Raw genomic sequence first — 13,513 nt, 5'->3', positions numbered from 1 at the left:
CGTTAGTAAAAATGGAACAGGAATTTACACGAATAGCAGTAAAAGTAGGTAGTAACGTATTGGCACGTCGCGACGGTACATTAGACGTCACACGCATGTCGGCACTCGTCGATCAGATTGCAGAGTTAGACAAATCCGGAGTAGAGATTATCCTCATATCTTCAGGAGCCGTCGCTTCAGGACGCAGTGAGATACACCCGCAGAAAAAGCTCGACAGTGTAGATCAACGTCAATTATTCTCTGCAGTAGGGCAGGCTAAACTGATAAACCGCTACTATGAACTTTTCCGCGAGCACGGGATTCCGGTAGGACAAGTACTGACTACCAAAGAAAACTTCAGTACCCGCCGCCATTATCTGAACCAGAAGAATTGCATGACAGTGATGCTGGAAAACGGAGTGATCCCTATTGTCAACGAGAATGATACGATTTCTGTCAGCGAGCTTATGTTTACAGACAATGATGAGTTGTCGGGCCTCATCGCTTCTATGATGGATGCACAAGCGCTGATCATCCTCAGCAACATAGACGGGATTTACAATGGTTCTCCTGCAGATCCGGAATCATCGGTCATTCGCGAGATTGAACATGGCAAAGACCTGTCCAGTTATATCCAGGCTTCCAAATCCAGTTTCGGTCGCGGAGGTATGCTGACAAAAACAAATATAGCCCGAAAAGTAGCAGATGAAGGCATTACAGTCATTATAGCCAATGGCAAGAGGGACAATATTCTGGTAGATCTGCTGCAACACCCGGAAGAAACGATTTGTACCCGTTTTATTCCTTCGAATGAACCAGTGTCCAGCGTAAAGAAATGGATTGCCCATAGCGAAGGTTTTGCCAAAGGCGAAATTCACATCAATGAATGTGCCACTGATATATTAAATTCGGAGAAGGCTGCAAGTATCCTCCCGATTGGAATTACACATATTGAAGGCGAATTCGAAAAAGATGAAATAGTCCGCATCATGGACTTCCAGGGAAATCAGGTCGGTGTAGGAAAGGCAAACTGTGATTCCAAACAAGCACGGGAAGCCATGGGCAAGCACGGTAAAAAGCCGGTAGTACACTATGACTACCTATACATCGAGTAGATTTATTTCATTTTTCAACGGGCTTTGTGCCCATCATTCGCTATATTTGCACTGTTCATCTTTCTATTTAACGTAAAAAAGGAGCAAATGACTACAAATTTAAACGAAACCTTCGCTGCCGTACAAGCTGCCAGTCGTGAACTGGCTTTACTGAGTGATGATATCATCAATCAGATACTGAATGCGGTAGCGGATGCTACCATTGCCGAAACAGCCTTCATTCTTTCAGAGAATGAGAAGGACCTGGCACGGATGGATCAAAGTAATCCGAAATACGACCGGTTGAAACTTACGGCAGAGAGGCTGAAAGGTATCGCTGACGATACACGTAATGTAGCAACCCTTCCTTCTCCTTTAGGAAGAATCCTGAAAGAAACAACTCGTCCGAACGGAATGAAGCTGACAAAGATCAGCGTACCTTTTGGAGTCATAGGCATTATCTATGAGGCTCGCCCGAACGTTAGTTTCGACGTATTCTCCCTTTGCCTGAAGAGTGGCAATGCCTGCATCCTGAAAGGTGGAAGCGATGCGGACGATTCTAATCGTGCCATCATCAGCATTATTCATAAAGTGCTGAAGAAGTTCAACGTCAATCCGCATATAGTAGAACTACTCCCTGCTGACAGGGAAGCCACTGCCGCTTTGCTGAATGCAGTAGGATTTGTTGACCTCATCATTCCGAGAGGAAGCAGCAATCTGATAAACTTTGTACGCGAGAATGCGCGGATTCCTGTGATTGAAACAGGAGCAGGTATATGTCATACTTATTTTGACGAGTTTGGTGACACAACAAAAGGAGCCGACATTATTCATAATGCCAAAACACGTCGTGTCAGTGTCTGCAATGCGTTGGATTGTACCATTATCCACGAAAAACGCCTGACTGACCTGTCGGCACTCTGCGATAAACTGAAAGAAAGCAATGTAATCGTCTATGCAGATGCCCAGGCTTACCGGGCACTGGAGGGGCATTATCCCGCAGAATTACTGGTACCTGCCACAACAGAAAGCTTCGGAACCGAGTTCCTTGATTATAAAATGGCCGTCAAGACTGTGAAAAGCTTTGAAGACGCATTGGGACATATACAAGAAAACAGTTCAAAACACAGCGAATGTATCATCACTGAAAACAAAGAACGTGCGGCCTTGTTCACTAAGATAGTAGATGCAGCCTGTGTATACACCAATGTTTCTACCGCCTTCACAGATGGCGCCCAATTTGGTTTAGGTGCTGAAATCGGTATCAGTACCCAAAAGCTGCATGCCCGTGGTCCGATGGGACTGGAAGAAATCACTTCCTACAAATGGGTGATTGAAGGAGACGGGCAAACCAGATGGTAAAACCAAACGGTGACCACAGGGCATAAGACATGAATCAGGGTTGATAAACCGTAAATAACAGATTGGATAATAACGATTAATGATAGATAAAATGAAGAAATTTACTTGTGTACAGGACATCGGCGATTTAAAATCAGCCCTTGCAGAAGCATTTGAAATTAAAAAGGACCGCTTCAAATATGTAGAATTGGGACGAAACAAGACATTGATGATGATCTTCTTCAACTCCAGTCTTCGTACTCGTCTTAGCACACAGAAAGCTGCTATTAATTTGGGAATGAATGTGATGGTCCTAGACATCAACCAAGGCGCCTGGAAGCTGGAAACAGAACGTGGCGTCATCATGGACGGTGACAAACCGGAGCATCTGCTGGAAGCCATTCCCGTGATGGGCTGTTATTGTGACATCATTGGAGTACGCTCCTTTGCCCGTTTCGAAAATCGTGAGTTTGACTATCAAGAGACCATCCTCAATCAGTTTATTCAATATTCCGGACGTCCGGTATTCTCTATGGAAGCAGCTACGCGGCATCCGCTGCAAAGTTTTGCCGATTTGATTACCATTGAAGAATACAAAAAGACCGCACGCCCTAAAGTCGTCATGACTTGGGCTCCGCATCCCCGTCCATTGCCACAGGCTGTTCCCAATTCCTTTGCCGAATGGATGAATGCCACTGATTACGATTTCGTGATCACCCATCCGGAAGGATATGAGTTAGCTCCGCAATTTGTAGGAAATGCCAAGGTAGAGTATGACCAGATGAAAGCTTTCGAAGGAGCAGACTTTATATATGCCAAGAACTGGGCTGCTTATGCAGGAGACAACTACGGCCAGATATTAAGCAAAGACCGCGAGTGGACAGTCAGCGACCGCCAGATGGCAGTAACCAACAATGCATTCTTTATGCACTGCCTGCCTGTCCGTAGAAATATGATTGTTACAGACGATGTGATTGAAAGTCCTCAGTCTATTGTTATTCCTGAAGCTGCCAACCGTGAAATATCGGCTACGGTAGTTTTGAAGAGATTGATTGAAGGGCTATAAAAGTACTAAAGACCGTTCTCATCATTATGAGAGAAAACACCCCCTATTACAGTGAGTTGTTTTTTCATAATGATGAGAACGGTCTTTTAGTGTTCTATTTCTTTTCCGGCTGCCTGCCAGGCATTGAATCCTTTGCCAAGCTCTCTAACCTTATACCCTTTTTCACTAAGAATCGCAGCAGCTTTCTTGCTTCGTTTACCGCTACGGCAATACAGAGCTACCGGTTTGCTCTTTTGCAATAACGAATCCGCCATTGAAGCAAAAGAGTCATCCATCACATTAATATTGATCGTTCTGGCAATATGTCCTTCTGAATATTCAGCCAGTGTACGGACATCCAGACGCTGCACTTCTTCATCCTGAATGAAAGAATCGAACTCATCTACATTCACCGTTTTAAAATCTCCTTTCTGCTGACAGGAGAAAAGAGAAGAGAGAAATAAAAATAACCCCACGACTAATTGATTCATTTTAAACATATATACTACATTATTCAATTCTCATCCGGAATATATTCAAATCCCGGATTACAATACTTTTCTGACTCTACTACCGTACCACTTGTATCTGTGGTATGATATTTGAATTTTATTCTGATTGTCTGATGCGGATTCTCTTCATCCACATATTTCGTCAGAGGAACAGAGACATAGGCGCGACGATTGTAAATCTCCTCATCCCCATTTGCGTTGTGGAACAGAGACAAAGTAACGACTTTCTCATCCCCCTCTGACTCAACGCTCTCTTCGACCATCCCAAAAACATGCTGTTTACCACTATTGATATCAATCTTCACATTCAAGATCATATTCAAATAGTCACGTCCCATCCAGATACTGGTCACGTCAACCGGATCGTACTTCAGTCCTCCCTCAAAAGCCGGATCGGTAGCTTCTTTAGGCTCCGGGGCCACTACCGACTGCAAAGAGTAAATGACAGCAGTAGCATCATCCGAATTTACTTCATAGTTACTTATCACACGTCTGGCTGTGTTCGGAGAAATGCTTGAACCGGTACGGTCCTTCGAAACAGTCAGCAACTTTCCCTTATCAGGAAGCAGACTCTTTATCAGTCCATCCGCTCCAGCTTTCACTGTAACAAACTCCAGCTTCACAGGAGGATAATAGTAATCTTCATCATCCCCGCAGGCAGTCATCAGGAAAAGCATTCCCAAAAGCCAGACTGTATGTAACTTTACTTTATTCATTGGCAAGCAGCTAAATAGTTTACCAGTGGATTGGCATACATTAATAACAATTTTCCGCGCAAAAAGTCTTCATCTTTATTCGGAATCTTTATTTTGCCCAGTTGTTGCTCAATATAGGTAACGAATCGTTGTTTCTCCTCGGATGTGTAATGGTCAGCAAACTCAGATGTGTTATTCAGCCAGTCATAGGCAACGTAGTTGCCCGAATAAATCCGGTAGTTACCATGAATCCTCCGGTCAATACAAGCAGATATGCCGGAAAACAGCTCCTGTTTCGGCAACGAACGGTCTAACTGCTCCAACTTGTCGTTGATACAGGGAGCTGTCTGAAAATGAACTTTCCCTTTATATCCGAAAAGACCGGTCTGCATACTGATCAAATCGTCCTGAGTCGTTTTCTTGTATCCTTCTATATCTCTTTTCAACTGAAACTCCTGTGCCTTCAGAAAATCACAGGGATCATATTCATATGAAATGGCAAGAGGCGCAATATTCATCTCCATCAAACGATCGATTAAATCGCCTTCGCCACCCATGGCCAGCATCTTCAGCACACTGTCCTGTGTACGGTCATTCGAATCTTTGGCACGTCCTTCGCGCTGGGCAATCCAGATAGACTGTTTCTTCTCATTAATGGTATAATGCATATAACGGGACATCCTTGCCGAAGATTCAAGCATCTGCCGCATGGTCAGCGCCCGCTGCACGATAAAAGATTTATTGACACGTACCAACTTCTTGATCCATGGATAAACCAGCAGATTGTCTCCAATCGCTATCTCTACCGTATCCATCCCCTGATCAATCAGCAAGATGGAAAGGAAGCCCGAATCCAATATAATATCCCGATGATTGGAGACATACGTATAAGCTTTGCTTTTATCCGGTAAAGCCGTATGATCCAGAGTCAGCCCATCCGTATGGTCCGCAGCTATTTTCCACAAAATACCATAACAGAATGTTTCCTGAAAATCCAGTTTGCTTTTGCAAGCGCGTATCTTCTGCGCCAAAAGTTCAAAAGGGACATTCGGTATTGCATCAGTTGCTGCTTTTTGGAAAGCAGGGTCAGCAATCAGTTCCTCAAAGATTTGAGGAAGTTCCTCATCATTGTAAGGACGAATCTCATCAAACTCTGTAGTAGCCATAAGCTATGAATTTTATAAATAAGTATCAGGTATTAAGTATAAAGTATTAGGCTGCGCTGTAAACCACCCGGAATTAATACTTATTACCTAATACTTAATACTTAAAATTTATTTTCTATTATATCAGTCATCACATCCTTTATATCCAGACCGGCAGCACGCACTTGCTGGGGAATAAAACTTGTAGCGGTCATCCCCGGAGTCGTGTTCACTTCCAGCAGATTGATCTTCTCGCCGGCAGTCACAATATAGTCCACACGGATGATACCGGAGCAGCCCAATATATCATAAATAGCCGAAGTCAGCATTTGCACACGATTCGTCAATTCGTCCGAAATGCGTGCGGGAGTGATCTCGTCTACCTGACCATTATATTTTGCATCATAATCAAAGAACTCATTATGCGTCACTACTTCCGTAGGCGGGAAGATCACCGTCTTGTCTTTGGTTTTATAGCAACCGCAGGTTAGCTCCGTCCCTTCCATAAATGCTTCAACAAGCACTTCCTGCGCTTCTTCAAATGCCTTAACAATGGCCGGTTGTATTTCTTCTTTCGTCTTAACCTTTGTTACACCAAAACTCGAACCTCCCAGGCTCGGCTTGATAAAACAAGGCAAACCGATCTTTTCCATTACATCTTCATCGGAAACCGATTGTCCCTGACGCAGCAGCAATGATTCCGCAATACGTACACCAAAGGCTTTCAGATATTGGTTGCAGGTAAACTTATCATAGGTGATCGCTGCAGCCAGCACCCCGCAACAGGAATACGGAATGTGCATCATATCAAAGTATCCCTGAAGACGACCGTCTTCACCCGGAGTACCGTGAATGGTGATATAGGCAAAGTCAAACTTAATCTTTTCCGCACCCAGCATAAAGCTGAAGTCATTGCGGTCTACCGGTGTTTTTGTACCATCCGGCAGCTGGACTTCCCAGCGGGTTCCCTGCATCTCAACAATATACAATGTATACTTTTCCTTATCTATGAAGGAATATATTCCCTGTGCACTACGCAGGGATACATGAAATTCGGAGGTATCACCTCCGGCTACGATAGCAATTGTGCGTTTCATTCTATTTCTCTGTTACTTATATAGCCTCGCCACTTCTCGATAAGCTGGGTCATGTCATCCGGAAGTTCGGAAGTAAAGTACATCTCTTCGCCTGTGACGGGATGTACGAACCCCAATGTCATAGCATGCAGAGCCTGCCGGGGACAAGTGTCAAAGCAATTATTTACAAATTGTTTGTATTTACTAAAGTGGGTACCTTTCAGTATTTCGTCACCGCCATAGCGTGCGTCGTTGAAAAGTACATGCCCGATGTGTTTCATGTGAACACGAATCTGATGAGTACGCCCTGTTTCGAGTATACATTCTACCAGTGTGACGTATCCCAGCCGTTCCAACACCCGATAATGAGTCACCGCGTGTTTGCCCATTGCCGGGTCGGTCATGACTGCCATCTGCATCCGGTCTTTCGGATTGCGGGCGATGCTGCCTACGATTGTACCTTCATCCTGTTCCACATTTCCCCAGACAAGGGCACGATATTTGCGTTTGGTCGTCTTATTGAAGAATTGTATTCCAAGATGAGTCTTGGCGTCGGGTGTCTTGGCGATTACCAGCAGCCCGGAAGTATCTTTATCTATGCGGTGGACAAGCCCGACATGAGGGTCATTGGCATCATATTCGGGAATATCTTTCATGTGCCATGCCAGTGCATTCACAAGCGTACCGTGATAGTTTCCATGCCCCGGATGTACTACCAGTCCCGCAGGCTTGTTCACTACCATTACATACTGATCTTCGTAAACGATATTAAGGGGAATATTTTCGGGAATAATCTCGTTCTCGTAACGGGGGCGGTCCATCATGACGGTAATGACATCGAGCGGCTTTACTTTATAGCTGCTCTTCACCGGCTTACCGTTGGCCATGACAAATCCATCTTCGGCAGCCTTCTGAATACGGTTGCGCGAAGCATTAACAATACGTTCGAACAGATATTTGTCGACTCTGACCATTGCCTGTCCTTTGTCTACGACCACCCGGAAATGTTCGTAAAGCTGAGATTCATCACCGACAGGTTCTATGTCATCCAAATCATTTTCCAGTTCATCCGGAAGTTCTTCCTCGATCATGTGAGTCTGTTTCGTTATTTATCAATTAAAACCAGCTGTCATCCTGACTTGAAGGGGATTCTGATGCAGCAGGTTCCTCTGTTCCTTCAACATTTTCTATAGAGTCGCTTTCCAACGGTTCATTTTCTCCGTTTCCTACCATCAGAGTCAATGCTGCTCCCAAAGGTACCTTATCTCCCGCTTCTAATGAACGTCCCTGATATTTGATACCGTACACCCAGTCCTTCTCACCGTTCATCAGCTGAATCTCAGTCAGTTTGAATCCGGCAGCAAGCACTTTCGCCTGTGCCTGACGCAGGGAACTGTTGTCCGCTACATCGGGAATAGCACGCAAGGGGATGCTCAGTGTATTTATAGTCAGATAAATGGTACGGCCTTCTTTTACTTTTTGTCCGGCTCCCGGATTGACATCGAGCACAATGCCCGCTACCTTATTCTTCACATAATTGGAATCGGAAACGACACATACCAACCCATGATTGCGGAACATTTTAGAAGCTTCTTCCACTGTCATCCCTTTTACATCGGGAACGACCACAGCTTCACCGTGACGGGTATAAACATCCAGCCATTTCATCACGCCAAACACGATCAGCACCACTGCCACAATCATGACAACGATATTCACCCAAAAATATTTATTTGTTTTAAAAGAAAAGAATTCTTTGATTGTCATACGCTTTGCTGTTAATCCGCGCCAAAGATACTACAAATTAGTTGAATTTCGGAATAGTGAGCAATGAAAATGTCCCTGCATAAATGCAAGGACACCTATCATCACCACAATTGCTGCAACTATATTCCCCACTCTTATAGATTTCAACAACCTTATATCTTAAGATGCAGCTTCCGGATTCTCTGAACACAACCGTCCGTCACATATATTCCGTCTATGATCTGTGACAAAGAAAGCTAAAAAGTGACAAAGGGAATTCCATTAAACATTATTTAATACACTATTTAACTACTGCACCGGGAATCCTGTATTTTTTGCCATAAAAAGGAAGTTATGACCAACTTTAATGGAAACGAGAGCAAACAAAAAAGGCGGAGTTTTGAACTCCGCCTTTTTTGTTTCTGAGTGATGATTACCACTTCTGTCCGTTGTACTCATCAGAAACAGTCAGTTTCTTTCTGCCTTTCGCACGGCGAGCAGCTAATACTCTACGACCATTAGCCGATGCCATTCTCTCACGGAAACCGTGTTTGTTTTTTCTCTTTCTGTTAGAGGGTTGAAATGTTCTTTTCATTACTGTATCTTGTTTTTATGTTATTATTCTACGTAATCGGGCTGCAAAAATAGAGACTTTTTTTAAATTAACCAAGCGATAACTCATTTTTGCTCAAAAGTTTTTGTGTTTTTTACCGATTTAGATTACTTTTGCACTCGAATTACGAAGAAAACAATTAAATAACAATAATATAATAAGAAAAACAGCAGTATGATTAATGCTCAAGACATCAAAAACGGAACTTGTATCCGTATGGACGGAAAGCTCTATTTCTGTATAGAATTCCTGCATGTGAAACCGGGTAAAGGTAACACTTTTATGCGTACTAAACTGAAAGATGTAGTTAGCGGTTACGTTCTCGAACGCCGTTTCAACATCGGTGAAAAGCTGGAAGATGTACGCGTAGAACGTCGCCCGTACCAGTTCCTGTATAAAGAAGGAGAAGACTATATCTTCATGAATCAGGAAACTTTTGACCAACACCCTATTGCTCACGACCTGATCAACGGTGTAGACTTCCTGCTCGAAGGTGCAGTGCTGGACGTTGTTTCTGACGCTTCTACCGAAACTGTACTTTATGCAGACATGCCGATCAAGGTTCAGATGAAGGTTACTTATACAGAACCGGGTATGAAAGGTGATACAGCTACCAACACACTGAAACCTGCAACAGTAGAATCAGGTGCGACGGTACGTGTTCCTTTGTTCATCAGCGAAGGTGAAACAATTGAAATCGACACTCGTGACGGTTCTTACGTAGGACGTGTGAAAGCATAAATGTCATACAAATGACACAAAGAAACGGTGGATTTGCTTCGGCACTTCCACCGTTTTTTATTACCTTTGTCCATCACTAACCCTAATATTAAGATACAAAAGAATGAAAAAGTTAATTTACACACTACTTTTTGTCCTCATATCCGTTGCAGCCAACGGTCAGGCAAAGTATGTATTCTATTTCATCGGCGATGGAATGGGAGTCAACCAAGTAAACGGTACGGAAATGTATCAGGCAGAACGCCAGAACGGACGTATCGGCGTTGAACCTTTGCTGTTCACTCAATTCCCCGTAGCTACCATGGCAACCACTTTCTCTGCCACCAACTCTGTAACTGACTCTGCAGCCGCAGGTACTGCACTGGCAACCGGCAAGAAGACCTACAACAGCGCCATCTCCGTAGGAGAAGACAAGAACCCGATTGAAACGATAGCCGAAAAAGCGAAGAAGGCCGGAAAGAAAGTAGGCGTCACTACTTCCGTCAGCGTAGACCATGCCACTCCCGCCGCTTTCTATGCTCATCAGGCAGACCGTAATATGAATTATGAAATCGCCATTGACCTGACCAAAGCAAACTTTGACTTTTATGCAGGCGGTGGTTTCCTGAAACCTGACAAGACCTACGACAGGAAAGACGCTCCCAACATCTTCCCTATTTTCGAAGAAGCAGGCTACACCGTAGCACGTGGCTACAACGATTATAAAGCAAAAAGCAAGGATGCCGGCAAAATGATCCTGATACAGGAAGAAGGCAAGGACCCTTCTTGCCTGCCTTACGCTATCGACCGTAAAAGCGATGATCTGACTCTCGCTCAAATCACAGAAAGCGCTATCGACTTCCTCACCAAAGGCAAGAACAAAGGTTTCTTCCTGATGGTAGAAGGTGGAAAGATAGACTGGGCCTGCCATGCCAATGACGCCGCTACTGTATTCAACGAAGTGAAGGATATGGATGACGCCATCAAAGTAGCTTATGAATTTTACAAGAAACATCCGAAGGAAACTTTGATCGTTGTTACCGCCGACCACGAAACCGGTGGTATCGTACTGGGCACAGGCAGATATGAGTTGAACCTGAAAGCATTGCAATATCAGAAACATTCCGCTGACGGATTATCCAAACAAATCAGTGAGCTGAGAAAATCGAAAGGAAATAAGGTGACTTGGGAAGACATGAAAGAATTCCTGGGCAACGAAATGGGCTTCTGGAAACAATTCCCTATTTCCTGGGAACAGGAAAAGAAACTGCGTGACGAGTTTGAACAATCCTTTGTCAGAAATAAAGTGGTGTTTGCCGAAAGCATGTACTCCAAGAGCGAACCAATGGCAGCACGCGCTAAAGAAGTGATGGATCAGATATCGATGGTAGGCTGGGTAAGCGGTGGTCACTCTGCCGGTTATGTACCGGTATTTGCTATCGGTGCCGGTTCTCAACTGTTCGGTGAAAAGATTGACAATACCGAAATCCCTAAAAGAATCGCAAAGGCGGCAGGATATAAATAAGAATATCTGCCTTTCCTAATAAAGAGTGCCAATTGTCTTACGGCTGACATCCGTAGATAATTGGCACTCTCTGCATTGTACACACAGTGCCACGCCTTTGGCACAGTTGTGCCACCGTGCTGGCACAGTCGTGCCAATGCGATGGCACGGTTGTGCCAAAGGCGTGGCACAACACAGGGCTAAGCTTCTTATGAAAAAGGAGCTATAGGTTCATTACATCTTGTTCAAACTGATCTTTATCTCCGACAGCTTTATTGCGCATTCTACTCCGGTAATTATAGATTGTTGCCAGAGAATAGCCCAGAAAATGAGCAATCTTGTTGCTGTCCACCACTCCCAGGCGAATAAGGGCAAAAATCCGGAGTTCCGTTGTCAGCAGTTCATCCGATTTAGGATAGATTCTCGCCTCTTCTACCAGCAGATTATTGAAAGAAGTGATAAAGTTGGGGAATAATTTAAGGAAAGACTTATCAAATTCATTATAAAATTCATTGCGTTCATCCCGGATGAACTGTTCGGACTTGATTGCTTTAAACAGGTCGTCTATGCGTGATGACATGGCAAGCTTAGCCAAGGAGCGACGATATGTTTCCAGCTTATCGAGATAATTAACACATCTGTCCAGATAGCGGGCTATATATACTTCCTTTATTTTTCCGGTCTGCTCCAACTCCTTGTTTACCACAGACATTTGTTTGTTGGCCAAACTCAGATTCCGTCGCATCACAGATATCTTTTTCATCCAACGACACAGATAGAAGATAGCAATCAGAAGAAACAGGGACAGCAGACTCACACTAATCAACATGGCACGGGACACGGCACGTTCTTTTTCTTCTTTCAGTTTATAAGCCTTGTCGATAATCGGGAAGAACTCCGTTACTTCAATGAATCGCAGACGGGCATTACACGCCACGGCATCTTCCATCGAACAACTTAAATATTTGTAAGCACGGTCAATATCCCCCAATTCGTACATCAAATGTGCGAGTTTCTGTAATGAGGCATACTCCCTGACAGAAGACTCCAGATCGGCAATAGCTGTCAGTATCAGATAGTAGACTTCTTTCTCAACATCTTTTTTCACGCTATATGCCTCAGAAAGAGTATAATAGATATATACTTTCTGACGCTCGTCTTCCATATCCTTCAGTGCATCGTTCAACATGCCGACAGCCGTATCAGCCTTTCCATTCATGATGCATCTTTCCGCTAAAACAATCGTTTTGTTTGCTTCCGGAGGCATGGCGGCAATAATGGAATCTCTGTACAAGTCGGTCTTTTTCAGGTATTTTTCTTTTTCATTTTTATTCGTTGTATAATCGGCAAGCCATCCGTAACAGGCACGATACGTCTGATAATAAGACAACAAGGTCCATTCATTCAATTCTTTAGGATTGATCTTCGCCAATTGTTCCATAGCTTCAATGTACATTCCCATCACACCCATCGCCGTAGCACGGTTAATGATAATCTCATTTTCCAGCTCCGGACGGTTCAGTTGTGGCAGTATCTCCATTTCACGGTTAATGTAATGAAGCGCCGAATCCGCCTGATAATGCAGGTAAGCACCAAAGAGGGACGCATACAACTCATATTTCCGCACAGGATCGGTAGAATGGGCAAGCTGTACTTTCAAATCGGTTATTTCTTTTTCCCTCTGAATTTGATAAGTCTCCTTCTTACTTATAATATCATCCAGCTTTTTGAGAACTGCCTTATTCAGGTCCGTATGCTTTGCAAACAGAGAAAGAGGAGAAACTAAAAGCAGAAACAAAAGATAACAGGTTAGATTTCTCATAAGGTACTTTTTTAAAGATGATACAAATATAATGATTATAGTAATAAAAACGAAAAATATCGTCATAACTATTTTCATTTTCACTTGTATTTTTCGATAGTGCAAAGAATCATAAGCAGCTTATTATCAACAATATATTCTAAACGAGCATTTATATTTTTATTCTAGCTACAGTACGGCATACCCGATTCCCCTACATTTGCATCATCGGTTCTCCCGAA

The 13,513-nt window shown here is 43.7% G+C and carries 13 protein-coding genes; 5 read left to right on the top strand and 8 right to left on the bottom strand.

Annotation, left to right across the window (positions count from 1 at the left end; all coding sequences use genetic code 11):
* Positions 1 to 11: 11 nt before the first annotated feature.
* The 3 genes from proB to HMPREF2794_RS12245 all read left to right on the top strand — a co-directional run bounded on the left by proB (position 12) and on the right by HMPREF2794_RS12245 (position 3,480).
* Positions 12 to 1,094 (top strand): glutamate 5-kinase, encoded by a 1,083-nt coding sequence (proB, locus tag HMPREF2794_RS12255; RefSeq protein ID WP_010536376.1) that lies wholly within the window; start codon positions 12 to 14, stop codon positions 1,092 to 1,094.
* Positions 1,095 to 1,181: 87 nt separating this feature from the next.
* Positions 1,182 to 2,435: a glutamate-5-semialdehyde dehydrogenase gene (locus HMPREF2794_RS12250; protein ID WP_070751602.1), complete on the top strand. Its 1,254-nt coding sequence runs from the start codon at positions 1,182 to 1,184 to the stop codon at positions 2,433 to 2,435.
* 91 nt (positions 2,436 to 2,526) lie between these two features.
* On the top strand, positions 2,527 to 3,480 hold the full coding sequence (locus HMPREF2794_RS12245; protein WP_070751636.1) for a Rossmann-fold NAD(P)-binding domain-containing protein: 954 nt from the start codon (positions 2,527 to 2,529) through the stop codon (positions 3,478 to 3,480).
* A gap of 86 nt (positions 3,481 to 3,566) precedes the next feature.
* On the opposite strand, the gene HMPREF2794_RS12240 is transcribed toward HMPREF2794_RS12245, so the two are convergent.
* From HMPREF2794_RS12240 to rpmH, 7 genes are all read right to left on the bottom strand, one after another.
* A complete protein-coding gene (locus tag HMPREF2794_RS12240) occupies positions 3,567 to 3,959 on the bottom strand; it encodes a rhodanese-like domain-containing protein (protein WP_070751601.1) in 393 nt (130 codons plus the stop codon).
* A gap of 14 nt (positions 3,960 to 3,973) precedes the next feature.
* Positions 3,974 to 4,687 carry a NigD1/NigD2 family lipoprotein gene (locus HMPREF2794_RS12235; protein ID WP_022301835.1) on the bottom strand — a complete coding sequence of 238 codons (714 nt, stop codon included), beginning with the start codon at positions 4,685 to 4,687 and terminating at the stop codon, positions 3,974 to 3,976.
* The gene (locus HMPREF2794_RS12230; RefSeq protein ID WP_010536371.1) at positions 4,684 to 5,832 is read right to left on the bottom strand and encodes a 1-acyl-sn-glycerol-3-phosphate acyltransferase; all 1,149 of its coding nucleotides are present in this window, start codon (positions 5,830 to 5,832) and stop codon (positions 4,684 to 4,686) included. The genes HMPREF2794_RS12235 and HMPREF2794_RS12230 overlap by 4 nt, the downstream gene beginning before the upstream one ends.
* Positions 5,833 to 5,933: 101 nt before the next feature.
* Positions 5,934 to 6,908 carry a D-alanine--D-alanine ligase gene (locus HMPREF2794_RS12225; protein ID WP_010536370.1) on the bottom strand — a complete coding sequence of 325 codons (975 nt, stop codon included), beginning with the start codon at positions 6,906 to 6,908 and terminating at the stop codon, positions 5,934 to 5,936.
* Complete coding sequence (locus HMPREF2794_RS12220) at positions 6,905 to 7,978, bottom strand: RluA family pseudouridine synthase (RefSeq protein WP_010536369.1); 1,074 nt, start codon at positions 7,976 to 7,978, stop codon at positions 6,905 to 6,907. The genes HMPREF2794_RS12225 and HMPREF2794_RS12220 overlap by 4 nt, the downstream gene beginning before the upstream one ends.
* Positions 7,979 to 8,003: 25 nt before the next feature.
* Positions 8,004 to 8,654: a PASTA domain-containing protein gene (locus tag HMPREF2794_RS12215; RefSeq protein WP_070751600.1), complete on the bottom strand. Its 651-nt coding sequence runs from the start codon at positions 8,652 to 8,654 to the stop codon at positions 8,004 to 8,006.
* A gap of 412 nt (positions 8,655 to 9,066) precedes the next feature.
* Entirely contained in the window at positions 9,067 to 9,228 is a 162-nt protein-coding gene (gene rpmH, locus HMPREF2794_RS12210) for a 50S ribosomal protein L34 (RefSeq protein ID WP_005678985.1), read from the bottom strand.
* A 192-nt stretch (positions 9,229 to 9,420) separates the two neighbouring features.
* Here rpmH and efp point away from each other — a divergent pair, with 192 nt between their 5' ends.
* Positions 9,421 to 9,987, top strand: coding sequence for an elongation factor P (efp, locus tag HMPREF2794_RS12205; protein WP_008766998.1), 567 nt, complete (start codon positions 9,421 to 9,423; stop codon positions 9,985 to 9,987).
* A gap of 103 nt (positions 9,988 to 10,090) precedes the next feature.
* Positions 10,091 to 11,491: an alkaline phosphatase gene (locus tag HMPREF2794_RS12200; protein ID WP_070751599.1), complete on the top strand. Its 1,401-nt coding sequence runs from the start codon at positions 10,091 to 10,093 to the stop codon at positions 11,489 to 11,491.
* A 202-nt stretch (positions 11,492 to 11,693) separates the two neighbouring features.
* Here HMPREF2794_RS12200 and HMPREF2794_RS12195 read toward each other — a convergent pair whose 3' ends face one another.
* Positions 11,694 to 13,292 (bottom strand): DUF6377 domain-containing protein, encoded by a 1,599-nt coding sequence (locus HMPREF2794_RS12195; RefSeq protein ID WP_070751598.1) that lies wholly within the window; start codon positions 13,290 to 13,292, stop codon positions 11,694 to 11,696.
* Between the last annotated feature and the right edge of the window lie 221 nt (positions 13,293 to 13,513).

It is taken from the genome of Bacteroides sp. HMSC067B03 (genome assembly GCF_001811315.1).
Taxonomy (GTDB): Bacteria; Bacteroidota; Bacteroidia; order Bacteroidales; family Bacteroidaceae; genus Bacteroides; species Bacteroides faecis.
Note: the sequence above shows the minus strand (reverse complement) of the source record. Positions and strands in the feature narration are given on the sequence as shown.